The organism is Algoriphagus aurantiacus (assembly GCF_035156405.1).
In the GTDB taxonomy this organism is placed as follows: domain Bacteria; phylum Bacteroidota; class Bacteroidia; order Cytophagales; family Cyclobacteriaceae; genus Algoriphagus; species Algoriphagus aurantiacus.
In genome coordinates this window covers 24,978-48,370 of record NZ_JAXRUT010000025.1, presented here as the reverse complement: position 1 = coordinate 48,370, position 23,393 = coordinate 24,978, and the positions used below count along the sequence as shown (strand labels likewise).

Sequence of the window (23,393 nt, the reverse complement as noted above, 5' to 3'; positions counted from 1 at the left end):
GTTTTCATTCTTTTAATAAATCAGCTACCCAAGATAAGTTATTCACCATGAAATTTTTCTCAAGTCTAATTATCCTTCTATTAATCTTTGGCTGTGAGCCCAAAAGCACTTCCGACTACGAAGCAGATCTGATTATTTATGGAGGAACTTCTGCAGCCATCACTGCAGCCATTCAGGCCAAAAAAATGGGGAAATCAGTTATTGTTGTTTCTCCGGATATTCATTTGGGAGGATTGTCTTCCAGTGGATTGGGTTACACCGATACAGGGAATAAATCTGTAATCGGTGGTCTGGCCCGTGAGTTTTATCATCGAGTGTATATGCATTACCAGACCGATTCTGCTTGGAAGTGGCAAAAGAAAGAGGAATATGGCAATCAAGGCCAAGGTACTCCAGCAATGGACGGGGAAAATAGGACGATGTGGATTTTTGAGCCGCATGTTGCTGAGCAGGTTTTTGAAGATCTTGCCCGAGAATATGAAATGGTAATCCACAGGGATGAATGGCTAGATCGGGAAGCTGGGGTGACTAAAGAGAATGGTCAAATCACGCAGATCAAGACGCGATCAGGCAAAACATATAGAGGCAAAGTGTTTATTGATGCGACCTATGAAGGAGATCTCATGGCTGCTGCGGGTGTGAGCTATCATGTGGGGAGAGAGGCAAATTCGGTTTATGATGAAAAGTGGAATGGTGTGCAGGTTGGTATATATCAGCACAGGCATTATTTCCAAAATGATATCAGCCCTTATGTTATCGAGGGTGATTCCACCAGTGGATTGTTGCCAGAGATTTCGGCTGATCCTCCGGGTGAGAATGGAGATGGAGATAGCAGGATTCAGGCTTATAACTATAGAATGGCACTCAGCCGCCATCCTGACAATCGCGTTCCTTTTGCGAAGCCACAAAACTACGACCCAGCTCGCTATGAACTGCTTGCAAGAGTTTATGCTGCTGGCTGGGATGAAACATTTGAGAAGTTTGACCCGATCCCAAATTTGAAAACAGACACTAATAATCACGGGCCTTTTTCTACGGATTACATTGGGAAGAATTATGCGTATCCAGAAGCCAGCTATGAAGAGCGAAAGCAAATCGTGCAGGAAAACACGGACTATCAGCAAGGTCTGATGTACTATTTGGCAAATGATTCAAAAGTGCCTCAAGAAGTTCGTGATGAAATGGCACAATGGGGACTGGCAAAGGATGAGTTTGTAGATAATGGAAACTGGCCTCATCAAATCTATGTGCGTGAAGCCCGACGCATGATCGGAGCTTACGTGATGACGGAGCATGATGTGCTCGGAGCCAAAACAGTTCCTGAGCCTGTTGGGATGGGTTCGTATTCTTTGGATTCTCACAATACCCAGCGATTCGTGACAAAAGATGGCTTTGTTCAGAATGAAGGTGACATAGGTGTTCACCCAGAAAAGCCCTATTCAATTTCCCTCGGAACGCTTTTACCCAAAAAAGAAGAATGCACTAATCTGCTTGTACCAGTATGCGTGTCCAGTTCTCACACTGCTTTTGGTTCTATTCGTATGGAACCTGTTTTTATGATTTTGGGTCAATCCGCAGCTGCAGTCGCTTCTTTGGCGATCGATCAGGAAATTGCAGTTCAGGATCTGAGCTATGCCGATTTGGAAGTAGTGTTAGATCAGGAAAACCAGATTCTGACTCAGAAATAATAGCCTTTTTAATAACCACCAAGATCACCGAGCTTTTCACAGAGAGCGCGACTTATGGTCTAGTTTTAGAAGAATTGCAAATGCAAAATATATACCCTCATTCCAGTTTGTGATGTCCTAGTTCAAAATTGATTACTGTTTAAAAATCGGAGGAATTTTTTTTATCCGTATTTATTTTACAAATATGAAAGTAATGTATTACATTTACTTTTGTAAATATAATGGAAGAGGTTTATAAAATCAAGCCTGCCTACCGGACAGACAGGCATGACTCAAGAGTCACAAACTGGGAGGCCCCGATAGCTCGGGGAGTGCATGCGAGATTCCATCCCGATTCTCGGGACAGGTAATGGCCATAAAAAACAATTATAAACATATGAAGGGGTATCATTTAGGTGAATTGGAAGAGTTGGTTTTGCTGACAGTGGGAATCTTGGATCAAGAGGCTTATGGAGTTGCAGTTTTGGAAGAAATCAAAAATCAAACGGGCAGAAAAGTCAATATCTCGGCAATACATACGGTTTTGAATAGATTGGAAGAAAAGGGTTTTTTGAAGTCTTATATGGGCGGTGCTACCGAAGAGAGGGGTGGAAGGCGAAAAAGGTTATTTACACTTTCAGCTACAGGTAGATCGGCTATCGAAGAAGTCAAAAACCTGAGAAATAAACTTTTCGACCAGCTTCCTCCATTGGCTTTGGATTTTTCCCATGGATACTAAATTCAAACATAACCCTCCCAGATGGCCGGATCGCTTCCTGGAATTCTATTGCAATCCCAGTCGATTGGAACAGATACAGGGTGATGCATATGAGCTTTTCTACCTGAATTTAGAGGAGCGGGGACTAGGCTATGCCAGGTTCCGATTTTTTATTCATGTGCTCAGTTTTTTCAGATGGGGCAATATTAGACGTACAAAACCTAATTATCAGACTTATAACCAAGGAGCTATGTTTAAGAACTATTTTAAAATTGGCTGGAGAAATCTCATTAAGCAAAAAGGAACCACTTTTATTTCTGTGTTTGGATTGTCCTGCGCGGTAGGCTGCTGCATGGTGGCTTATTTGTTTATTGCACAGGTTTGGTTCAAAGGCATGCTACAGCCTAACAAAAATGAAATCTATCAGCTGACCTATACTGCCGATGGAGAAAATGGCTTAATGACTTATGGCGCCGTCGCGGACCCTATTGCTGAGCTGATTCCTGAGAAATTAGATCAAGTAAAAAGTCATACGCGCATTTCGGTTGATTTTCCTCTTTGGATATATAAGAATGAAAGCTATTATCAACGGTCATTTTTTGTGGATCCTGCATTTATGGACATGTTTATTTACAGCATGGAATACGGGTATGCGGGTGCCTTAAGAGAGCCAAATCAAGTGATTTTAACGCATGGGCTTTCAAAGAAATTTTTTGGAGATACGCATCCCATAGGTCAGGAACTTTCTTTGGTGGTCAATGGACAAGAAAAACTCTATAAAGTGGGCGGGGTCTTGGCCGATATTAATGACATGGATATGTTCAATTTTGACATATTGGTTAACATTTCTACCTATCGTACATCTACTATAGGTTTACCACTAAAAGATGCCTGGAATTCGCAATTATGGACGTTTGTTCAGGTGGAGAATGGTACAGATATTTCCCAAATGAAGTCAGGTCTGGCGGAACTAACCGCTATTCAAAATAAGATCAATCCAGAAAAGCCCTACAAAAGTATTCAGCTAGAGGCGTTCACAGATTTGGTTCGACACGCGCAGCAAATAGAACATGGCGTGGTTGGTTCTTTACCCATGGCTGCTCAGATTTTATTAGCTGCCATAGCCATCTTTATTCTGGTTTTGGCAATATCCAACTACATCAATATATCCGTGCTGATGGCATCAAGGAGGTTAAAAGAAATCGGAGTACGTAAGGTGATAGGGGGTAAGAAAAGTCAGCTCGTTGTTCAGTTTCTTAGTGAAAACTTGATGGTTTGTTTTTTTGCCATTTTGCTGGGATGTCTTTTCGCAGGTTTTATTTTCCTTCCGGGATTCAACGATATCGCTTCTAAGAACCTCAAAATTGACCTGCTCCGGGATCATTACGTTTGGATGTTTTTGGGAGCTCTGCTTCTCTTTATCACTATTGTTTCCGGATTGTATCCAGCGATTTATGTATCATCCTTTAATCCAATCAACATCCTCAAGGGCAATCAGAAGATTGGAAGTAAAAGTGTCTTTACCAGTGTATTGCTGACTTTCCAGTTTACTCTTGCGATCATTAGTATTGTAGCTGGAGTAGCTTTTGTCCAGACCAACTATATCAATGCAAATAGGGACTGGGGTTACGATAGTGGAGATAAAATCATAGTAAATGTACCTAGTGCAAAAGATTACCTTCCACTCAAAAACAAGCTGTCAGCACTTGCTTCTGTAAATGAGGTCAGTGGAAGCCAAAATTATGTCGGGAATTGGCTAAGAGAAGAGGAGCTTGTATTTCATGATGAGAAGTATGAAATCAGCCTTCTGAATGCAGAAGCTTCTTACCCGGAAGTTTTGGATCTTAAACTGAAAGAAGGCCGTATGTTTAATCCTGACTTGATATCTGATACGCAAGAATCAGTTCTTGTAAACCAGACTTTTTTGGATCAGCTTGGATTGGATTTTCCTATAGCAGAAAAAATAACGCTTGATAGTACTGATTTTGTTGTAATAGGAGTGGTGGAGGATTTTCATACAACGTACTTCCAACATGCCATTGACCCAGTGGTGATTAGGGCATCACAGGATACTACGTATAATTACCTCACTCTAAAGATGAATGCAGGGCAAGCCATCTCTTCCATAGAAACAGTTAAGAAAATCTGGCGTGAAACCATTCCACGGGGACTTTTTGAGGGAAAATTACAAACAGAAGTTTTTGACCGGGAGGTTGCCGACGTCCGGGGAGTAAGTAATATTATCCTGTTCTCAGCTATACTAGCCGTTATTCTGGCTTCTTTAGGGCTGTTTGGATTGGTGTCTTTGAATATGAATTCTCATGTCAAAGATTACTGTGTCAGAAAGGTTTTCGGTGCTAATTTGGGTGATTTGTCGATGAAGTTACTTAAGCGATATTTGATCATTTGGGGGATTGCCTCCGTGCTGGGAGGGGCATTTTCGATGCTGATTATTTCCAACTTCTTAGACAGCTTCTTTGCTTTCCATTCCGGGGTAGGTATAGTTCCGATAGGCTTGGGCTTACTTATTTTACTTCTTGTCATTGCAATTACCGTCAGTTCTCAGATTTGGAAAATACTAAAGGCTAATCCTGCTGCAATTCTTAAATCAGAGTAATGTAGCAAACTCGCCTTTGCAAACGCCTATATGTTTACTTATCGAGAAAAGGTTGACTACGCTCAGTGTGGGTCTTGTTTTTGTATTGGAGATTTCAATTAATGGTTTGTCAAAAGATATCGTCCGCCCCTATGGGACTTTAAAAATGTGCAAGTTCAAATGCCGTAGGCATGACCGATCACCTAGCCAGCCATTTTAATGGCTGGTAAAATGGTCGATGGATGATTTCACAAAATGCCGTAGGTATGGCCGATATCGGCTTGAAACCAATTATCATAACCATTTGTCAAGTTGGAAAGACCACATGCAGGCAAGCGTCAATTTGGCGCTAAATAGAGAAAAGTACAAACTTTGCTTAATTCGGATATATTCCTAAAAGATGTACAGCTATGGTGCCAATAATCATCAAGGCATAAAATCTAGCCCACCATGTAATTCTGGATGAATTATAGTATTTATTATAATACTGAGCGAATACCCAACCTATTAGTCCCGATGCAATAAATTGAAAGATGATACCACCAATTGCATGATTGAACTTGTAATCATTAAAGTAAAAATGAATTATCGATGATATAATGATTAGTAAAATTAAGGATCCAAATTTTCTCACAATTAATCTATTTTTCGTGAATTTACTTTGAAAATAGCACCTACACCTTTAAAAAAGCTAGTTGCTCAACGAGAAAAGAGTTGGACTACGCCAATGTAGGGATCCATTAGTAACCCTTACTTTTTCTTCGCCACAAATACCCCTTTGGGTTGCGTAAACTTAGCTTCTTTGATATTTCCAGCTTCATCCTCCAAAAACTCAATCACAAACCCCTCTACGATTCTGAGCGTGAACTTATCCTTGCCAATGGACAAAAGGTCATATTCCGGTTGACCTGGTACAAAAAGGAACAGCGTCGTTTCATTTTCCTCTTTCAGGTAAAATTTCACAACCTGCCCACCCAGGTCATAATCGCCGGCATATTTCTCCAAGGTTTCTTTGTCTACCTCGATTTCTTTGGGCTTACGCTTGAATTCTATGGCATCAACGGTAGGTTCAGCCTTGAAGGAAAGCGATGCGATCTCACCCATATTATTGATCCTGAAATTGAACTGCATGGGTGAAACCAGTGAGGTATCAACCTTTCCTTTTTCCATTCCCACCAAGGAAAAGATATTGTAGTGGAAGTGTTTTAGCCAGACTTTTTCATAAGGGGTAGTGGCAAAAAGGGAATCACGTTCAAACTGTACATCAACAGTCCCATAGCCCGGATGTGTATAGTCTCCAGTAAATTCTGCAAGAATGTGAGAGGTTTTAGTACCCTTTTTTTGAATGGAACTGGATTTTGCCCGGCCAGCTTCAGCTTGCTTTTTGGCTTCATCAACTCTATCCTTTTGGATCTTGTTCCAATCGGATTTTTCCATTTTCAACAATCTGTCACTGATGATATTCCGAACAATCGCGGGAATTTGTGAACCGTTTTGATTGGACAAAACCACAATCCCAAGACTATCCATCGGGAAAAAGGCAGCATTCGCAGAGAATCCGTTGATGTTTCCTCCATGCTCTACCCGGTAATGTCCCTTGTAGGAAGATACCATCCAACCGTATCCATAGTTACTCAGGTGCAATTCCGGAAATTCTTTGTCAGGGATACTGTTTGCCATGATCATTTGTGGACTTATGGCATCTTTGACATAGGCTTCAGGCAGGATTTGATTACCATTGAACTTTCCTCCATTAACCCAAGCGATCAACCAATTGGACATTTCATTGACACTGCTGTTGATACTTCCGGCCGGACCCATCGCGGCTATATCGTAGTACTCCATCTTTTTGATGATGGAATCGTTTTTGACTTCATAGCCAAAGGAAACATCATTTCCGTTTTTCAGACCTTCAATTACTGCATTACTGGTTTTCATTTGCAAAGGATCAAAAAACTTTTCCTTAATGTTTTCTTCCCAGGTCTTGCCTGTTATCCTTTCTGCAATTACTCCTTGGGTCAAAAACATGAAATTATTGTAATACCATTGTTCCCTGACTTTGGCGAAAGGTTCCTGATATTGGATGCGTTGCATTAAAGAATCCCTCGATTGGGTGGTGAAAAAATACCAACTCAAGTCATGCCTTGGAAGACCTGTTCGATGGGTCATCAAATCCTTGATGGTAATCAGGTTGTTCATTTCATTAGTGTAAAACCTGAGTTCGGGGATGTGTTTGATAGGACTATCTTCAAAAGACAATTTTTCCTCCTCCCTCAAAATCCCCAAAAGCCCAGATGTAAATGCCTTACTGCTTGACCCAATTGCGAAAAGTGTATTTGGAGTTGCCGGAATTTTATTATTATAATCCCGAAATCCAAAGCCTTTGGAGTAGATAATTTTATCTTTTTCGACCACAGCAACTGCAAACCCAGCAGCGTTCCAAGTTTCCAGAACTTTTTCGAGTTCAGCATCCAACCCAGAAAAACGATCCTGAGAAGATTTTTTCTGCCCATAGGAATATGAAAGCGTGAAAAATAGAAGGAGAAGAACCAGAAGATTTTTCATATATAGAGCTTTGATTTTCTCATAAATTAAAGAAAAAATTAAAACTTATAGAGGTAGTGAAAAATAGAAATACTCTCTTTAAGCCATTGAAATGAAACTCCCTCCTTGTCCAACGCTTTTTGGGAAAGATCGAAAAAAAGGGAGACTACGCTTAGTGGAGGATTTTTCAACTAAGTATTCCATTAATCCACATCAATTAATCCAATCATTCCCGAGTAATTCCTTACGCTGGAATAAAGATAATTAAAGATTGTCTTTGGGTTTTTCTAAATACGCAATGCTGACAGATATCGCATGGCTAAAAATTGTGGTTTTTATTTTAGATTATTTGATCCCAAAAAGTGAGCTGAAAGCATTTTCCTTACGTGATCGCAGACTAGCCGATAATTGGCTGGAATAGCTCTCAGCTCTTTTTGGTTTACTTGGGTTACAAAAGTTCTTGAAACTAGATTGATCTATTAGGTCGTGCTAGCTTCTACTGGTTTACTTAACTGTTCGATTTCGTGTTTGATTTTTGAAAACTGATCTGACATTTTTTCAAGAATAGCAATTGAATCTACCTCCACTTTATCGATCAACTCCTGATAGTATTCTACGCCTTGGATCAGGTTATTTCTGAATTTCTCCAAATACGCCTCTTGTTTAGCTACTTTCTCAGTGACCTTAGTTTCAAATTCCTTTTTCAAATAAGCCACATACAGCTGCAATTCCTTCACAAATACGTGCGGTCTTTCTGTATCCACTTTCAGAGAGAACTTGCCATAGATATGATCCGCCATTTCTTTAAGGGTAAATGTGCCTTTGAAATAAGCTAGATTCGGACCAGGGCAGATGGTGACTGCGTTTAAGTTTCGTCTTGGTTTTTCTCCTGCTGCCAAAATAGCGGGTGCGCTTAATCCTTCGCAAAGACAATCTTTCGCCTTCACTTTATCCATTTCTTCAGACTCAATTTCCCCCGCCTCAAATTGCTTTGCCTTGAGATTTTGATACTGCCTAGAAGCGGTACAAATCGGCTTGTCTGTGAACTCGGTATTGTTAGAAAGGAACTTCTTGTAACATGGACTTCCCGTACGATTTTTTTCGATCCTCTCCACACGCTGCTCTTCACCAGAGGAAGTGCGTAGATTATTGAAAGGTACTCCAAGTGGGGAAGCATGGCTGAGATAGAAGTCGGATTTCTTTGCTTTAAGCAATCGATCCAATGTGTCATCATCAACAGAAGTAGCTTCTGGTACGAGGAGAAAAGGACTTCCCCAGCCGGTTCCATCAAGCTCATAATACTCACGTAAAAAGCTATCTTCACTCCAAGTTCCTATTCCACCTTGGTAAGTTATCTTGAAAGTAGGGCTTTTCGAAAGGTTGTTTAACCCTTTGTTTTCCAGTGATTTTTGGCATGTTTCATAAAGTATTTGAAATAGCTCATTTCTGTTACTTTTGAACTCTTGCAAAATTGGCCCGATCAGAAATCCATCCGTGGCAAAAGCATGTCCACCGCAGTTCAGACCAGACTCAATTCTGAATTCTGAAACCCAAAGTCCTTTCTTCGCCAAGAATTTTCCTTGTATTAAAGCTGACCTATAATCGCTCACTTTTAGGATAATTCCTTTCGGAAATTCGCCGAATTGATTTGGGAAAAATTCAGAGAACTGCTCGGCATAGCTGTACAATGCCGGATTCATTCCAGCCGAAAATACCACGGATCCATTTGCTTTACTCTTGGCAAAACCCCTAAGTGCAGACAAGGCATCCGAATATTCCCGGGGTAATTCATTGCCTGATTTATCGCTGTTAATTTTGTCCACTTTTGTCATGATGTTCACGTCGACAGCGCCCATATTCAACATGGATTTGAATTCCTCTTTGAGTTGAAATTTCTCCGATTCTGAAGCAGTTTCCAGTTTTTGAACCAAATTCAGGACAGGAGAATTTTCAGGCAATAGATTCAGGTACTTTTTGAATTCTGTATTGCTTTCCCAATCCTCATTGATCAGTTTATTGAATTGCTCCTCTATGATAGACTGAGTCAAATCTAGGTAAGCAGTGATTCGCTTAGCACGATAATCTTCTTCTTCATCCGAAATAGGTATGAATTCTCGCACATATTTCTTCGAGTAGATTTTTCGCATGTCTTCCAACAGGTGATCATCCATAATGGATACCACACTGGAAATACCATACTTTGCAACTTTGATGGGAGTATCTACTGTATATCCAAGTCCCATTACTGGGATATGGAAAGTATGTGCTGTGGTTTGATGTGGCATATGTATAGTGGCTGATTTTACTTGTTTTGAAAAAGCAAAACTAGGTCTAATTGCCGCTCTTTTGCCTGCCAGAATTCAGTGTCCCTAATGACTTTCGTCAGGTTTTTGGTTCGGAAAGCTCACCAGCCGGTCGACAATATCACTAACCACAACAGTCCCGACCGTATTCGGCACAGCCACCCAATTACAAATTTTAAATTCATCTATTTTTAAATTCAATTAGCCAACCAACAACCCACCACTCAAAATTATTTACCGACTACTGTAGCGTATTGTGTAAGTGCTCCGTCAGGGTAATAAAGCATCATGAAAACACTTCTGCGAACCTATTTGGTTTTGATATTTGCGAGCAGCGCGCTAAATGCTGGCTCAGAGAATGATTCAATCAAGTCGGGATTTCTGATAGAAGCATCTAATTTTGCTACAAATACTGGTTATTCTCAGAATTTAGAGGGGATCGCCGACTGCATGAACTCCTCCACTCAGAAGGAGAATAAGACGATTAAAAGAGCTGTTGAGAAGAATGTCTCAGAGGAAAGGGCCTATGAGGAGATAAACAAATGAATAGTTAACGAGTGATAATTCCGACTCCAACATGGATGTCGTAAACTATAGATTAATAGGTTTGAATTGAAGTGGACTGATCAGGAGCTGATCGAAGGTTGCAAACGACGATCGGCTAAGTACGAAGAGGTATTCTATAAAAAATACTATGGCTATGTCATGGGGATCAGTCTGTCCTATTCCAAGGATAAAATGCTTGCCGATGAGATCACAAACGATTCATTTATCAAGTTTTTCGGGTCTGTTAACAAATTCGATGACTTCCAGTCTGTAAAGGCGTGGCTTCGCCGGATCACCGTAAACACCGCGATAGACTATTTCCGCAAGCAGAAGAAGTTTCAGAATCAAACCGATGTGTCTGAGGAAACAGGCGTTTTCCATGAAGTGAGTGCACTTCAGGATCTGGCCTTTCAGGATATTATCAAGCTGATCAATCTATTGCACGAGGATCATAAAATGGTTTTTAATCTCTATGAGATCGAAGGCTATAGTCATAAGGAAATTGGCGAAAAGCTTGGCCTAACTGAAAGCTCCTCCAGAGTATATCTGGCAAGGGCAAAGTCTGAGCTCCGCAAATTAGTATCATTACACTTGAAAGAATATGAAGGAAGATAAGCTGGATAAGGAAATCGCTGCTTCCCTTAAAAAGAAGTTAGTCGAAGCCTCCGTGCCCTATGAATTGGGCGCTTGGGAAGGTTTTCAGAAAAAGCGCGCACAGCTCAAACGCAAAACTATTGCCTATTGGGCAAGTGGAATTGCTGCATCTCTACTATTGTTAGTAGTAGGGCTGAATTCCGTTGACCTTTCTGAAAATAGAAATGCAAATTCACCAGAAGTTCAGTTGGCCGAAAACACAGAGAAAGCTCCTGATAATGAGGTAGAGGAACTTCCTGCAACAGAAGAAATTCCTACAACTGATTCTAAAGAATTGGCTGAAAATTTACCTATTGCAGCTCCGAAAGCTGTAGAGCCAAACACGAATGCATCTGGTTCTAAGACATTTCCAAAGGCTTCAGAAATTCCAAAAAGCCAAATAATCCCTACTGATTCAAAAGCATTGGCTTCGGTTCCGCAGCCAATACAAAAGACCGAGAAAACGGAAACAATTAAGATCTCCCCTGAATTGCCACAAATCGTTAAGGAGAATCCAATTGTGCAAATAGCCGAAAAGCCAAGCTCCCTACAGAAGCAGCCACTTATCGCGAAATCAGAAGAAGAGAAAAAGCAAGTAATAATGAAGTCGCCTGAGGAAACACTGGCCTTGGTACAGCCTGAAGAGCCTATGAAACCTGCGGAAAAAGAGTCTTTTGTCGCAGAAAATGAATTTCCTATAATTGAAAAAAATAAAACGACAGTAGGACTTGGCATGGGCTTATCTCCGGGTTTTGGGGCAATCCAAAGCGATAATCAGGTTGCTACAGCTTCAACTATTGGGCTTGGTATGCTGGTGGATATAAAGCTCCCTGGAAAGCTCACCTTGGGATCTGGACTAGGCTTGAACTATCTAAATCAAAATGGTAAGCAGGAAAGTACGGTGATGGCCTTTGGTAATTCTTACCCTCAAACCGAGAAACTGGAAGTTCGGCAGATGCAGGTAGAGGTGCCTGTGTTCGTGAAGTATCCAGTGACAAGAAATAATTCCGTTTCCATACAAGCTGGATTTTCAAACTTCTATGCCTTAAATGAAACGGGCAGCCAAGAGAATACAGTAGCGCGACAGGTGGCGGTATATAATAATAATGCACTTGGTTCTTCTTCATTATCCCTACGACAGCAGGATGTGACAGAGAGCATTCCGCTAGAATCAAAAAGCGGTAGATTTTATCCCTTTGCCACGCTGAACTTCGGGGTGAATCTTCGAGTCTTGGAGACCAAAGGAGCAAACTATGTGATCATGCCTTTCTACAATTATCAAGTAAGAGAAGTCTCTGGTTACGGTGATACTTTTGGCTTGTTCGGAGCTAGTTTCAAGATGAATTTCGGAGGAGGAGAGAAGTAGGGGGAGTGATCAGTCTTCAGTCGCAGTGGCCAGTACCGATGCTGGCTGCTGCTTTTCTCGTCAGCTACCGTACTTATCGTGTAGTCCAACTCCGTTAAAAATCTGGTCTTTATATTTTTCAATTCTTCCAATTCGTGTCTGCGCTTGTTTGGGTTGGGAAAAATTAATGATGTAGCCTCTTTGTCTTCCAGGAGTCAAAGCGTAAAAAGCTTGTTGAAATGCAGGATCATCTTCAAATACTTGCAACAGTTCCTCAGGAATGGGTTCAGGGTTCTTTTTAAATTCTACTTTCTTTCCGCTTTCTTCGATGGCAATAGCTTCCAATATGTACGACTTCAACACATCTTCTATTTTTTTAATTTCGTCTGTATGAGTGAACCTGACTATCCGATCAGACTGTAGACTTCCCTGTTGTTGAAGGATATTATGCTTGTCTGTCAATAATACTCCTTTGAAAAATCCAATGACAGCAGATTCTTTCAATGCTCCCACCGAAACAATATTCTTTCCTTTGGAGGTATAAACCGGCGCCCCCCATTTTATTTCCTCTATCAGTCCTGTTTCTAAAACAAGTTGTCTAAGCAATTCTAATTCTTCTCTCCAGTTATTGACTTTGCACTGTAGGGTGCCTCCATATTTACAGCGCATGCAGCCGTCAACCAGGTATTTGTCAACTTGTGGATTCAGTTCTATTTTCATCTGTTTATTTTTTGTTTTTCATTGGTCATAACCTGTCCCGTGACAAAGGAAACGGAATAGCCTGTCCCGTCCCGATAGTTTTCGGGATCGGTTCGGGAGAATCTCGCAAGGTGAATAATCATCTCGCTGTGTGTCGCTTTCGACATGCTCGATTTCATAATCAGCTGCTTGTGATTTTACGGTTGGCTGGTCTGAAAAACCAAGAAACGATTGTTAATACAAGCAATAGAGCGGGACCAAAATATTCAACCGCATCATCTCCAACTGCAAGATGTGTGAAAATAGCTCCTGACATGATAAAGAAAAAACCTGCATAGGCCCATTCTTTAACCAAAGGGAATTTAGGGACAAGAACTGCGATTACCCCTAAGAGTTTCCAAATGCCGATTATCGTTAGAAAGTAGGAAGGATAACCCAGGGCATTCATTTTTTGGACTTCTTCGTCCAGTTGGATGAGTTGAACTATTCCCGTCGAAACCATTCCTAGACTTAGCCAGATTGTAGCGACCCAATAGATGATTTTCTCTTTGTTTTTCATACCGCTATTGTAATTTGCTGATTACCTTCTGAAGCCGGTTATGAGCCATGTTAATGCCCTGTGCAAATGGAAGTCGGAGCATATTGTCTCTGTCTATCAATGATTTGAAAATGATTTTCATGGTCAGCTCGCTCGTTTCTTCACTGATTGACTCAAAGTCCAAAAATTCAAGTTGAATAGGAAATGAGGTATTCTCCATTTCAAAAGTCCTTATGATGGTTTTGTTTTCTATGACTTTGTGAATAGAGCCATTGGCGCGAAACACAACATTTCCCTGTGCGTCGGTGGTTTCAAACTGATATCCACCGTGTGTTTTGTTTTCCAATTTCAACACCTTGTTGCCCATCCATTGCTCCACCAATTCAGCTTCTGTGTAAGCTTTGAAAAGTAGATTTACAGGCAAATCAAACTTTCTTGTAATCAAGATTTCCTGTTTGCCGTCTTCGGCTGTAATTTTGGTTTTCTGTTCCACGCCTTTATTTTTTTGGGTTATAGGATTTCATTACCTGTTCTAATTTGTTAAATCTATCATCCCAAAGTTTTCTGAATGGCTCTAAGAAATCGGCAACCTCCTTCATTTTGTCAGGATTAAGATGATAGTACATTTCTCTTCCTTGCTGTTCTTGATTGAGCAGTTCACATGCTGTTAGAATTTGAAGATGTTTGGAAACGGTAGGTCTTGCCGTGTCAAAATTGGAAGCAATAACACCTGCTGTCATGGATTGCGTGGCAAGCAAGAGAAGAATAGCTCTTCTTGTGGGGTCGGCAATCGCTTGAAATACGTCTCGTCTTAAATTCATTTCCTTATATGTTTTTCATGATAATGGTCTGGCGGCGCTGTCGCTACATTACGAAGTCACTTGGCTACAAATTTAGATGTAGTTATGTAGCTACGCAAATGTTTTTCTGATTTTTTCTTTTAAGAGTGAATGGTTAAAAAAGGGTGTTGGATTTATGTGATTGGCCTGTGTCAACACAGACTACTTCTTAATAAAAGTAAATTCCAAACATCCATTATCTCTTGAAATCAGTGTTTTTGCGGTAGTACTTCCTGATGAGTTTTTGGACTTTGTCCACACAGACCTCCGTAAGGGAAATAGGAAGTTTCCTAAAATCTGTCGAAATTTTGATGCAACAATACTGATACAGAACTCATAAACTCTCTTTGCCATGCTTCAAAATTCCCGTGCTTTCAGCGGCTTCTCAGTGGATGATCTCCCAAAAGCCAAATCTTTCTATCAGGATATTCTTGGTCTGTATGTAGCAGAAGATGAAATGGGGTTTCTCTCCCTGCACTTTAGCGGTGGAAGTAATGTCATCATTTATCCTAAGCCCGATCACACACCTGCTACGTTTACTGTGCTGAATTTTCCTGTGGATGATATTGATCAGATAGTGGATGAGTTGACTGCTAAAGGGGTTAAGTTTGAGCAATACACAGATCCGATCCAAACTGATGAAAAAGGAATTTGCCGTGAAGGAGGTGGCCCATTAATCGCTTGGTTTAAGGATCCGGCGGGGAATATTTTGTCTGTGCTTGAGGAAGAGTAGTTGGTCAGTCATCAGTGGTCAGTTGCAATGAAATAAGTTGCCAATTGAAAGGTATTAGTCATAGCAGATACAGTCTTCAGATTTAGCCTAACTTGAACTGGGAATTGAATACATGCTTTATCTGCGGTCTCCCGTCACCTAAACTGTCTTTTCCAACTTTCTTTCCCCCTCCCTGTAGTTTTTTTAACTTTCTGCATACTAATCAGGTAAAGAACCAATTGCAGAACATGAGAATCCAAGAAGAAAGCGAATTCCTTTCTTTGATCAACCAAAACCTGGGAATAGCCCATAAGGTCTGCCGGATTTATTTCCGGGAAGAGGAGATCTATAAGGATGCGCTTCAGGAAATGATGTATCAGCTCTGGCGGTCCTTCAGCAGCTTTCAGCGGGATTCCAAATTCTCCACTTGGATGTACCGGGTTTGCCTGAATACGGCAATTACATATAAGAAAAAAGAGCAGAGGCATACTGGAAAGGACCTGAAGGCAACTCACTTTGAAATTGCCGATGTAGATCTGGGTGATAAGAATCTAATGATCAATGAGCTTTATCAGGCAATAGGAACGCTGTCGGCTTTGAACAAGGCAATTATTTTACTCTATCTGGAGGAAATGAGTTATGAAGAAATAGCCGGAATTACAGGATTGTCCAAGTCAAATATCAGTGTGAAGCTTGTCCGCATCAAACGTGAACTAGAAGCAAAACTTAAATCAATACGCCATGTCTGAGTCCAGCATTTTCGATTCGCTGAAAAACCAATGGAAGCAGCAGGATCCAATAGAAACAAACGCGCAAAAAATCGATTTATACGCCCTTCATGGCATAATCAAACTACGTATGAAAAAGCAAAACAAACAAATCATGGGTTACTTCTGGATGACGCTGACCATGCACATCGGAGTGTATGCAGTGCTGGGCCATGTAGGGATTAGGTGGGGAATGAATGATCTTTTGATCGCAGCAATCTCCATTTTCGGAATCTTGGTCACTATACCTTTTACCTGGATGCTGATGAAGAAATTTAAGCAGATGGCAAGTAATCGAGCCGAGAATGAGGAGCCGGAATCACTCAAGGCTTATATCCAAAGAAAGAGACAGTTTCTCTCAGATTTCTTTCATTTCAAATCTATATATGAGTGGTTTATTATCCCTGTTCATAGTGCTTTGGGAGTATTTATCAGCTTTTATTTATGGGTTCCCGGTGGAGTAGGCCAATATCAAGAAGTTGCTGCCGCAATTTATCTGGTGACATTGGCTTCTTGCATCTATGCGATACACAGTGAAAACAGAAATAATTTTAAGAAGCCTATTCAGGAGATGGATGAGATTCTGAGTGAGTTTAGGGACTAGTAGCGAGCACGAAATTAAGTTGATTTCTAATTTCAACTAGGCGTTCAAAAAATTCTAAATCTTGGACATGAGGTAAATGTGGTAAAGGTATATTCCGCTTTTTCAGAGCTAGAAGAACTTTCTATATTATTATTACCCAGCACTGAAGGTGGGCTAGGATATTAGGAGCTTCAGTCCGTGTGATCTGAGATGGAGAATTCAATAAACCAAAATCAAAGGTTGAGATCTCGGTAGCTCGGCACTTCTATGTTATTGATGCGTTGTCACCTCTGCGAAAACCTCCGTGTCGCCTGTGGTTAAAATAAAAAAATCCCGACCTGATTGGCCGGGATTATTGCATTGTGGAAGTAAGTTTACTTAGTAATCTATATAGTTGGTCAATAATTGCAAATCAAGTTTTTTGGTATTCTCTGTCGCTTGCTTGTTGCCTCTTAGCACAAGAGTATAAACTCTGTTTCCTTTAAGCTCCAGATTGGTTGCCGTGGCAAGGGTTTCTCCTGTGGCAGAAACTACAGTTAAATCATAAATTTTGGTAGCCAGACTTTCAAACTCAGAATTTGACTTAAAACTCAGATCTCTGAACATTGGAGTTTCTATCTCATCTATCCTTAGTGACACTGCTCCAGCATCAGAGGAAAGGTTTACCATTCGTATTTGTGCTTCATTAGCTGTTGGCTCCGACCAATCATCATCTACCAAGACAGCATCCAACTCACCTTCATCCTCTACCATAAATAAGGAGTAAACAGAATCTACTTTGATCTCAAATTCCTTTTCCAAAAGAGAAGACAGAGAATTAGGTTCAGAAAACTTGAAAAGCCTGTCTCCAGGGTAGAAGTTGCTGTAAGGCAATACTTCAGAATACTTCAAAGAGAAATTGTTCACCTGATTTTGGTCAGCATATACGATTACTCCAGTATTGCTAGGAGCTCCATTATAAATAGAAATATAGCCTGCAGGCGGGTAATCGTTCGGGATATTGTCGTTATCCAGACAACCAGTCAATCCCATAGTTCCGGCCAGTAATGCTACTGAAGCCAGAGATTTAAGATTCTTCATTGCAAATGAATTTACACTCATAATATGTACTTGTTGGTTTTAGTTTTTAATCAACATCAAGACGTATGATAAGTTTTGTTCGCTACATAAAGAATAAAAATTTTTAACCTGTGGAGGGAGAGTGGTTTGTAAGGTTTTGGACTTGGGGTTCAATTAATGGGGTCTGCGACACTGAACACCCTATTGGTGAATTAACCGTGGACTGTGCAAACACAGACCACGGTTCTGAAAATCAATACTGCTCCCAGAAATTTGGAGGAGTGATCCCCAACGCACGGAGATACACATATCCCTGACCACGGTGGTGAACTTCATTGTCAATAATATAAAACAGGGTACTGTATCCAGTTCCTTCATATTGTCCGAAGGCAACTACCTGCTGTTGAAATCTCTCCATAGGAATAGCTTTCCAATATTGCTCGATCTTTTCAGTAGATTCATCCCAGCGAGCCAAAAGTGAGGCTTTTGTAGTCAGTTCCGCTTTTTCCTCATCAAAAGCCTCCCATTCCTCTGTTGCTAAACCCTGCGCTGTAGGTGCTGCCATTGCCAACATTTCTTTGATCAACTTGGCAAAAGGGCGCATACCACCTATACTGAATTCAAAAAGTTCTTTCTCAGGAAAAGCTTCCAATACTTTTCGGGTGAGCTTGCGATGTCCTAGCCAGTGGGTCAAAAGCTGATCTTTGTTGATGATTTGTGCTGTTGTTGCTGATGTTGTAGTTTCCATAGTACTTGTGTTTTGTTTAAGAATACCCAAATAAACAACCGCCTAGTGTCAGCCCTATGTCAGTAGGATTTTGGAATTTGAAAGTTTTTCTGATTTTTTTCAGGTTTCTTTGCTTTTAGACTTTTGCCCCTTTTTTCAATGAACAGAATAGACAGACTTACGGCGATTCTCACGCATCTACAGTCCAAGAGAACTGTGCGTGCAGCAGAACTTGCTGAGCGCTTTAGTGTGAGTTTGCGAACGATATATCGGGATGTGAGATCTCTGGGCGAATCTGGGGTACCGATTATAGGCGAGGCAGGGCAGGGGTATTCCCTGGTGGAAGGGTACAGACTTCCTCCGATTATGTTCAGTCGTGAGGAGGCATTGGCACTTTTGGTCGCTGACAAGTTGGTGGAAAAGCTGTTGGATGAGCAAAGCAGTAAGTTTTTCAAAGAAGCGCTGATCAAAATCAAGGCTGTATTAAAATCTACCGAAAAAGATTTATTGGTGGAAGTGGAGGATACCATCAAGGTTTTGAAGTCAGGATCTTCTCAGGCAATGAATAAATCCAGCAAGGCTTTTCAGGTAATCCTTCAGGCTATTTCTGAGAGAAAAGTATTAGCTACTAGCTATATGACTTTTGACCCTGAGCGGAAATCAGATCGAGAGCTAGAGCCCATAGGCTTGTTTCATTCCTATGAACAATGGTATTTATTGGCATTTTGCCTTCTGAGAAATGATTATCGTACGTTTCGACTAGATCGATTCAGCAAATTGCAGGTGACAGAGAATTCCTATTCCACAGCAAAACATCCTTCTCTGCAGACATATCTGGACAAAATAGCGAGTGAACAAAAATTGCATCAAATCATTCTGCAGGTTCCGGATGGTTCTTTGAAATACCTCGCCAACTCAAAGTACAATAATGGATTTGTATCCGAGGAAAAAGTGGGAGAACTAACAGAGATGACCTTTATGAATTCCTCCATTGAGGGATTTGTACGTTGGGTGATCGCACTGGGTGATTTGGTGGTGATCAAACAGCCTCAGGTTCTAATTAACCGGTTAGATGAATTGCTTGGGGAAATTAAGGAAAGGCAAAGCACAGAACAATCAGGAGGCAAGCTGTATAGCAGTGGTCTGTGTCCTTAGCATTTCTTATTTATCTGTGAAAACCTATAAAGTTTGGGTGTTTTATCAAGTTCTATAAATTGATGATTACGTTACCCGTTTTTTTACCGGAAAGTACATAATCATAGGCATCTGCGATGGTATCTAGGGGATATTCACGATCAATTACAGGGTGGAATAGCCCTTTTTCTAACATGGATTTTACGTACGGAAGTGTTTCAGAAAGGCTATAAGGGATTGGGAAGATTACTTTTTTGCCGCCTAGGAAAGGAGTGCACAGTGCTAAGAAGATATTTTGTGAATAGGGCCCCAATTCTGAAGAACTATAGACACCTTCTTTTTTCAATAAGAGTTTGCACTTGCCAAAGGTACTTTTGCCTACGGCATCAAATATATAGTCATACTTCTCATCGTCCTGAGTGAAATCTTCCCTTGTGTAATCATATATTTTGTCCGCCCCCAGTGATTTAATAAGCGAACTGTTTTTTGTATCGCAGGTGGCTGTCACATGCACATCGAAAGTCCTGACAAATTGTAGCAAAGCGGAACCTATAGCTCCGGTAGCACCATTTATAAGTACTCTTTGTCCAGACTGTATGGCTACTTTGTGGATAAAAGTATAAGCATAATGAGCACCTTCTAGGCTGGCTGCAGCTTGTTTGTAATCTAATTGTGCGGGAATAGTCAACACGTTATTTTTTGGCTCCAGAACCATGTATTCCGCTTGCGATTCTAAACCCATATCTGTAAAACCAAACACCCGCTGATTGACTTGAAAGGTGTTGATGTTTTTACCGACTTCCACGATTTGACCAGCGAAATCTGTCCCCATAATTATTTTTCTAGGCTTTAATAAACCCAACATTAAATGCATAATAAAGGGTTTGCCTGTGAGGTTAGCACAATCCGTCCGGTTCACTGTTGTGGCATGCACGCGGATTAAAAGTTCATCGTCCTTGGGAACTGGACGCTCGGTGCTCTCAACTTTAATTATTTTAGGGCTTCCATAAGATCTCCGGATTGCAGCTTTCATTTTAAAAATAGTTACCGATTAGAACTGAATGTGAGAAAATGTAAGATCGGAATTCGTACTTATATTCTGAATTAATGGAACAGAAGATTATCTTTTAATATGGATCAATGCACCTTCACTGGTAGGAATGATTTGAAGGATTTCACATACTAATCATTCTACCTTCTATTCCACCATCTTCTGTGAACTGATCATATTCCCGTCCTGTGATCACTGTCCAGCCTAGAGACTCCAGCACTTCTTGGGTAAGTTTTTCTTGTTTGAATTCGGTGAGGTGGAGATTGCCGTATTTGCAAATGTTGAATTTGAGTTGCTCATCGGTATCAAAAAATAAAATGTACTTAGCAGTGTTTGGATCGCAGCGCACTGTCCAAAAGAAAACCTCAATCAAATCCATCAAATTTTCCAAGTCCACCTGAAAAGCTTCCGTGCAGGTTTTATGGCCAACGATTTTTTCCAGTTTTTCATAAGCTTTAGCCTAAGGCTTAAAATTATCGGATCTATATGCCTTGCAAATTTAAAATGGTTTATGTGGATGAACTTAGTTAATGTTACTACAAAATCATCTTTTGGTGTGGGGATTAATTTACCCAATTCAGGGCAAAAATACGCGCTTAAATCAATATAAAAACCTTTTTTGCTAAGGCTAACCTAAAATTTCAATTTGAACTTCAAGGGATTTTGGGTCTAGTAGCATGATCAGAAACGTATGAAAGCTGGCTTTTACTTAGTCTCTTGGACTATTTAGGTGAAAGTTAATGGGAAATCATACGTAGGATTGTGAAAATTTTACTCTTAGATGAATAACTTTGAATTCGAAATTCATTCTGGGGAGCGATGGAATGGCGTTTGAGACTTTTATAATGTAAATCATATACAAAAAAAATTGAGAATTATGAATGTAAAAATACTAGGTACAGCTGCTGTGGCATTATTGATCGCGGTAAGCTGCCAGCCGAAAAATACTGAAAATGAAGAAGTAGTGGTTGAGGATATGGAAATGACTGATGAAGCCATCATCTCCATCGAAAAATTTGAAGATTCTCCAGCTTATTCAAGTTCCTCTTTGAAAATGGCAAAGCCTAGCACTACTGCCATTGCAGATGCGGGGGAAGTTGACTTTGCATTTGAAGTGGGAGATTATGAGTTGGGAGCACAAACTGAAAAAAATGAGATGGCAGGAATGTTAGCCAATTCCGGCGATGGTCAACACATCCATTTTATATTAGATAATGAGCCATATTCTGCTCACTATGAGTCTGAGTTTAAGCGAGAATTACCAGCAGGAACTCATTACTTGGTAGCTTTTTTAAGTAGATCATATCATGAATCAGTAAAAAATGAAAATTCATTTATTGCCAAAAAAATGGTAATTGGTGAATCAGGAGATAATTTCAATGTAGATTTTGATCAGCCTACCATGATCTATAGTCGTCCAAAAGGAGAATACACTGGTGCTGACACTGAGAATTTATTACTTGATTTCTTTTTGCTAAACACAACGCTTTCTGAATCTGGAAATAAAGTAAGAGCAACCATTAATGGTCAGGTATTTATGATCACTGAGTGGGCTCCTTATATCATCAAAGGTCTTCCAAAAGGTGAAGTCACTGTCAAACTGGAATTGTTGGATGCTGACGGAAATTTGATCCCTGGTGGATTCAATGATGTCACCAGAACAGTAACTCTGAGGGACTAAATAAAGAACAAAAAACCACCTAAAATAAAACTCCGTGTAATTCAGTTCGCACGGAGTTTTTTTGTTATTCATAACTATAGTGCATTTAACGGTTGAGGTTTTTTGAACTTCGAACGATCACACTTGTCCTTCTTTCAAGAAGCTTTACTTGGATTATTCTTTCATCTAGACAGGAAAATACTCAGGGACTAACCCTTTAAGTTTATCCAAGGTTTCATTCATGGAAAGCGCACTCATTCCCCCAGATGCATTAGCATGTCCGCCTCCATCGAAATGAGTTGCTGCCAATTCATTTACCGCGTGATCTTTTCCTTTGGAGCGAAAGGACATCTTGATAATACCGTCCCGCTCCGAAAGCACAATAGCTACTTTCATTCCTTTGATGGATAAAGCAAGATTGGCTAGACTATCTGTATCACCTTTCTGGTATTGATACTTAGCTAACTCCTCCTTAGTCAGTGAAACAACTGCAACTGCGTTCTCATCTAAAATCTCCATTTTCTCACTCATCGCAAATCCTTGTAGGCGAAGGCGACTCGCTGTATTCGTGTCGTTTAGCAATTCATGGATCAGGTTATGTTTTACACCTCCATCGAGCAATTTGGCTAGTATTTCATGTGTTCTGGGTTTCACGGAATTGAACCTAAAGCTTCCCGTATCAGTGAGAATTCCTAGGTATAGGGGGGTTCCAATTTTTTCATCGAGTAATGCACCGTTTCCAGATTGCTCTATCAATTCCACAATCAACTCAGCCGTGGAGGATGATGAGGTTTCAGAGATTGTGACTGATGTGAAATCCTGCGGGTCAAGATGATGGTCGATCATGATTTTGGGGCAGGTTGCCGCCTCCAGCAAGTACTGCATTTCTTTGCCTACACGATCAGTAGAATTATAGTCAAGACAAAAGATCAAATCTGTCTCTAGAAAAGCTTTTGTTACTTTCTCCGGCTCCTCATCCATCACGATGATGGGAGACAGGTCCAGGAAGTCCAAAAAATCGGGGGATTTATCAGGATGGCAAATGAGCGCTTTTTTCCCAAGCTTTTCTATAAAATTCAATAGACCCAATGAAGAGCCAACTGAGTCACCATCTGCAGATTTGTGAGCGGTAATGAGAATATTAGAGGCTGACAGAATTGCAGCTTCTATTTGTTTGAACGTATACATAAAGGGGATTTAATCTGAAAATTGAGAATCAAAGAAGATCTTAGGGCGGTGGGTTCTTCTGATGGCAAAGGAACAAAACAGAAT

General features: G+C 40.5%; 24 protein-coding genes. 12 read left to right on the top strand and 12 right to left on the bottom strand.

What is annotated here, in order from left to right:
- Positions 1-47 precede the first annotated feature (47 nt).
- From SYJ56_RS20395 to SYJ56_RS20385, 3 genes are all read left to right on the top strand, one after another.
- Complete coding sequence (locus tag SYJ56_RS20395) at positions 48-1,688, top strand: FAD-dependent oxidoreductase (RefSeq protein ID WP_323837400.1); 1,641 nt, start codon at positions 48-50, stop codon at positions 1,686-1,688.
- A 376-nt stretch (positions 1,689-2,064) separates the two neighbouring features.
- Complete coding sequence (locus SYJ56_RS20390; protein WP_323827622.1) at positions 2,065-2,406, top strand: PadR family transcriptional regulator; 342 nt, start codon at positions 2,065-2,067, stop codon at positions 2,404-2,406.
- A complete protein-coding gene (locus tag SYJ56_RS20385) occupies positions 2,396-5,002 on the top strand; it encodes an ABC transporter permease (protein ID WP_323837398.1) in 2,607 nt (868 codons plus the stop codon). The genes SYJ56_RS20390 and SYJ56_RS20385 overlap by 11 nt, the downstream gene beginning before the upstream one ends.
- 729 nt (positions 5,003-5,731) lie before the next feature.
- Here SYJ56_RS20385 and SYJ56_RS20380 read toward each other — a convergent pair.
- The gene (locus SYJ56_RS20380) at positions 5,732-7,546 is read right to left on the bottom strand and encodes a serine hydrolase (protein ID WP_323837397.1); all 1,815 of its coding nucleotides are present in this window, start codon (positions 7,544-7,546) and stop codon (positions 5,732-5,734) included.
- A 250-nt stretch (positions 7,547-7,796) separates the two neighbouring features.
- Here SYJ56_RS20380 and SYJ56_RS25985 point away from each other — a divergent pair, with 250 nt between their 5' ends.
- Complete coding sequence (locus SYJ56_RS25985; protein WP_416377821.1) at positions 7,797-7,946, top strand: SpoIIAA family protein; 150 nt, start codon at positions 7,797-7,799, stop codon at positions 7,944-7,946.
- A gap of 58 nt (positions 7,947-8,004) precedes the next feature.
- Here the strand turns inward: SYJ56_RS25985 and SYJ56_RS20375 are convergent, their stop codons facing one another.
- Positions 8,005-9,810: a hypothetical protein gene (locus tag SYJ56_RS20375; RefSeq protein ID WP_323837396.1), complete on the bottom strand. Its 1,806-nt coding sequence runs from the start codon at positions 9,808-9,810 to the stop codon at positions 8,005-8,007.
- 306 nt (positions 9,811-10,116) lie between these two features.
- Between SYJ56_RS20375 and SYJ56_RS20370 the strand changes: the two genes are divergently transcribed.
- The 3 genes from SYJ56_RS20370 (at position 10,117) to SYJ56_RS20360 (ending at position 12,373) form a co-directional block, all read left to right on the top strand.
- The gene (locus SYJ56_RS20370; protein WP_323837395.1) at positions 10,117-10,374 is read left to right on the top strand and encodes a hypothetical protein; all 258 of its coding nucleotides are present in this window, start codon (positions 10,117-10,119) and stop codon (positions 10,372-10,374) included.
- 66 nt (positions 10,375-10,440) lie between these two features.
- The gene (locus SYJ56_RS20365; protein ID WP_323837393.1) at positions 10,441-10,989 is read left to right on the top strand and encodes an RNA polymerase sigma factor; all 549 of its coding nucleotides are present in this window, start codon (positions 10,441-10,443) and stop codon (positions 10,987-10,989) included.
- Positions 10,976-12,373, top strand: a complete 1,398-nt coding sequence (locus tag SYJ56_RS20360; RefSeq protein WP_323837391.1) for a hypothetical protein — start codon at positions 10,976-10,978, stop codon at positions 12,371-12,373. The genes SYJ56_RS20365 and SYJ56_RS20360 overlap by 14 nt, the downstream gene beginning before the upstream one ends.
- A gap of 60 nt (positions 12,374-12,433) precedes the next feature.
- Here the strand turns inward: SYJ56_RS20360 and SYJ56_RS20355 are convergent, their stop codons facing one another.
- Genes SYJ56_RS20355 through SYJ56_RS20335 form a run of 5 tightly spaced genes read right to left on the bottom strand, consistent with a single transcriptional unit; the run spans position 12,434 to position 14,410 of the window.
- Entirely contained in the window at positions 12,434-13,072 is a 639-nt protein-coding gene (locus SYJ56_RS20355; protein ID WP_323837388.1) for a YdeI/OmpD-associated family protein, read from the bottom strand.
- Entirely contained in the window at positions 13,069-13,230 is a 162-nt protein-coding gene (locus SYJ56_RS20350) for a hypothetical protein (protein ID WP_323837387.1), read from the bottom strand. The genes SYJ56_RS20355 and SYJ56_RS20350 overlap by 4 nt, the downstream gene beginning before the upstream one ends.
- A 2-nt stretch (positions 13,231-13,232) precedes the next feature.
- A complete protein-coding gene (locus SYJ56_RS20345) occupies positions 13,233-13,610 on the bottom strand; it encodes a DoxX family protein (RefSeq protein ID WP_323837385.1) in 378 nt (125 codons plus the stop codon).
- Between the two features lie 4 nt (positions 13,611-13,614).
- Positions 13,615-14,082: an SRPBCC family protein gene (locus tag SYJ56_RS20340; RefSeq protein WP_323837384.1), complete on the bottom strand. Its 468-nt coding sequence runs from the start codon at positions 14,080-14,082 to the stop codon at positions 13,615-13,617.
- Between the two features lie 4 nt (positions 14,083-14,086).
- Complete coding sequence (locus SYJ56_RS20335; protein WP_323837383.1) at positions 14,087-14,410, bottom strand: ArsR/SmtB family transcription factor; 324 nt, start codon at positions 14,408-14,410, stop codon at positions 14,087-14,089.
- Between the two features lie 370 nt (positions 14,411-14,780).
- Between SYJ56_RS20335 and SYJ56_RS20330 the strand changes: the two genes are divergently transcribed.
- The 3 genes from SYJ56_RS20330 to SYJ56_RS20320 all read left to right on the top strand — a co-directional run bounded on the left by SYJ56_RS20330 (position 14,781) and on the right by SYJ56_RS20320 (position 16,511).
- Positions 14,781-15,161: a VOC family protein gene (locus SYJ56_RS20330; protein WP_323837382.1), complete on the top strand. Its 381-nt coding sequence runs from the start codon at positions 14,781-14,783 to the stop codon at positions 15,159-15,161.
- A gap of 227 nt (positions 15,162-15,388) precedes the next feature.
- Positions 15,389-15,889, top strand: coding sequence for an RNA polymerase sigma factor (locus SYJ56_RS20325; RefSeq protein ID WP_323837380.1), 501 nt, complete (start codon positions 15,389-15,391; stop codon positions 15,887-15,889).
- Positions 15,882-16,511: a hypothetical protein gene (locus tag SYJ56_RS20320; RefSeq protein WP_323837378.1), complete on the top strand. Its 630-nt coding sequence runs from the start codon at positions 15,882-15,884 to the stop codon at positions 16,509-16,511. The genes SYJ56_RS20325 and SYJ56_RS20320 overlap by 8 nt, the downstream gene beginning before the upstream one ends.
- Before the next feature lie 357 nt (positions 16,512-16,868).
- On the opposite strand, the gene SYJ56_RS20315 is transcribed toward SYJ56_RS20320, so the two are convergent.
- Both SYJ56_RS20315 and SYJ56_RS20310 read right to left on the bottom strand, forming a co-directional pair.
- Positions 16,869-17,570, bottom strand: a complete 702-nt coding sequence (locus tag SYJ56_RS20315; protein ID WP_323837376.1) for a DUF4397 domain-containing protein — start codon at positions 17,568-17,570, stop codon at positions 16,869-16,871.
- 232 nt (positions 17,571-17,802) lie between these two features.
- Positions 17,803-18,297, bottom strand: a complete 495-nt coding sequence (locus SYJ56_RS20310; protein WP_323837374.1) for a DinB family protein — start codon at positions 18,295-18,297, stop codon at positions 17,803-17,805.
- Positions 18,298-18,435: 138 nt separating this feature from the next.
- Here SYJ56_RS20310 and SYJ56_RS20305 point away from each other — a divergent pair, with 138 nt between their 5' ends.
- Positions 18,436-19,431, top strand: coding sequence for a helix-turn-helix transcriptional regulator (locus tag SYJ56_RS20305; protein WP_323837372.1), 996 nt, complete (start codon positions 18,436-18,438; stop codon positions 19,429-19,431).
- Positions 19,432-19,483: 52 nt separating this feature from the next.
- On the opposite strand, the gene SYJ56_RS20300 is transcribed toward SYJ56_RS20305, so the two are convergent.
- Both SYJ56_RS20300 and SYJ56_RS20295 read right to left on the bottom strand, forming a co-directional pair.
- Positions 19,484-20,443, bottom strand: a complete 960-nt coding sequence (locus SYJ56_RS20300; protein ID WP_323837370.1) for an NAD(P)-dependent alcohol dehydrogenase — start codon at positions 20,441-20,443, stop codon at positions 19,484-19,486.
- Positions 20,444-20,585: 142 nt separating this feature from the next.
- Positions 20,586-20,840, bottom strand: coding sequence for a hypothetical protein (locus tag SYJ56_RS20295; protein WP_323837368.1), 255 nt, complete (start codon positions 20,838-20,840; stop codon positions 20,586-20,588).
- A 498-nt stretch (positions 20,841-21,338) separates the two neighbouring features.
- Between SYJ56_RS20295 and SYJ56_RS20290 the strand changes: the two genes are divergently transcribed.
- A complete protein-coding gene (locus tag SYJ56_RS20290; protein WP_323837366.1) occupies positions 21,339-22,142 on the top strand; it encodes a hypothetical protein in 804 nt (267 codons plus the stop codon).
- 165 nt (positions 22,143-22,307) lie between these two features.
- Here SYJ56_RS20290 and SYJ56_RS20285 read toward each other — a convergent pair whose 3' ends face one another.
- Complete coding sequence (locus SYJ56_RS20285) at positions 22,308-23,309, bottom strand: DHH family phosphoesterase (RefSeq protein ID WP_323837364.1); 1,002 nt, start codon at positions 23,307-23,309, stop codon at positions 22,308-22,310.
- Positions 23,310-23,393: the final 84 nt, after the last annotated feature.

Excerpts from the sequence above, each read along its gene's own strand:
- SYJ56_RS20335 (WP_323837383.1), bottom strand. The coding sequence starts at position 14,410 with ATGAATTTAAGACGAGACGTATTTCAAGCGATTGCCGACCCCACAAGA.
- SYJ56_RS20285 (WP_323837364.1), bottom strand. The coding sequence starts at position 23,309 with ATGTATACGTTCAAACAAATAGAAGCTGCAATTCTGTCAGCCTCTAAT.
- SYJ56_RS20310 (WP_323837374.1), bottom strand. The coding sequence starts at position 18,297 with ATGGAAACTACAACATCAGCAACAACAGCACAAATCATCAACAAAGAT.
- SYJ56_RS20375 (WP_323837396.1), bottom strand. The coding sequence starts at position 9,810 with ATGCCACATCAAACCACAGCACATACTTTCCATATCCCAGTAATGGGA.
- SYJ56_RS20385 (WP_323837398.1), top strand. The coding sequence starts at position 2,396 with ATGGATACTAAATTCAAACATAACCCTCCCAGATGGCCGGATCGCTTC.
- SYJ56_RS20290 (WP_323837366.1), top strand. The coding sequence starts at position 21,339 with ATGAATGTAAAAATACTAGGTACAGCTGCTGTGGCATTATTGATCGCG.
- SYJ56_RS20295 (WP_323837368.1), bottom strand. The coding sequence starts at position 20,840 with ATGGATTTGATTGAGGTTTTCTTTTGGACAGTGCGCTGCGATCCAAAC.
- SYJ56_RS20345 (WP_323837385.1), bottom strand. The coding sequence starts at position 13,610 with ATGAAAAACAAAGAGAAAATCATCTATTGGGTCGCTACAATCTGGCTA.
- SYJ56_RS20320 (WP_323837378.1), top strand. The coding sequence starts at position 15,882 with ATGTCTGAGTCCAGCATTTTCGATTCGCTGAAAAACCAATGGAAGCAG.
- SYJ56_RS20330 (WP_323837382.1), top strand. The coding sequence starts at position 14,781 with ATGCTTCAAAATTCCCGTGCTTTCAGCGGCTTCTCAGTGGATGATCTC.
- SYJ56_RS20300 (WP_323837370.1), bottom strand. The coding sequence starts at position 20,443 with ATGAAAGCTGCAATCCGGAGATCTTATGGAAGCCCTAAAATAATTAAA.
- SYJ56_RS20350 (WP_323837387.1), bottom strand. The coding sequence starts at position 13,230 with ATGAAATCGAGCATGTCGAAAGCGACACACAGCGAGATGATTATTCAC.
- SYJ56_RS20305 (WP_323837372.1), top strand. The coding sequence starts at position 18,436 with ATGAACAGAATAGACAGACTTACGGCGATTCTCACGCATCTACAGTCC.
- SYJ56_RS20355 (WP_323837388.1), bottom strand. The coding sequence starts at position 13,072 with ATGAAAATAGAACTGAATCCACAAGTTGACAAATACCTGGTTGACGGC.
- SYJ56_RS20315 (WP_323837376.1), bottom strand. The coding sequence starts at position 17,570 with ATGAAGAATCTTAAATCTCTGGCTTCAGTAGCATTACTGGCCGGAACT.
- SYJ56_RS20395 (WP_323837400.1), top strand. The coding sequence starts at position 48 with ATGAAATTTTTCTCAAGTCTAATTATCCTTCTATTAATCTTTGGCTGT.
- SYJ56_RS20360 (WP_323837391.1), top strand. The coding sequence starts at position 10,976 with ATGAAGGAAGATAAGCTGGATAAGGAAATCGCTGCTTCCCTTAAAAAG.
- SYJ56_RS20380 (WP_323837397.1), bottom strand. The coding sequence starts at position 7,546 with ATGAAAAATCTTCTGGTTCTTCTCCTTCTATTTTTCACGCTTTCATAT.
- SYJ56_RS20370 (WP_323837395.1), top strand. The coding sequence starts at position 10,117 with ATGAAAACACTTCTGCGAACCTATTTGGTTTTGATATTTGCGAGCAGC.
- SYJ56_RS20325 (WP_323837380.1), top strand. The coding sequence starts at position 15,389 with ATGAGAATCCAAGAAGAAAGCGAATTCCTTTCTTTGATCAACCAAAAC.
- SYJ56_RS20390 (WP_323827622.1), top strand. The coding sequence starts at position 2,065 with ATGAAGGGGTATCATTTAGGTGAATTGGAAGAGTTGGTTTTGCTGACA.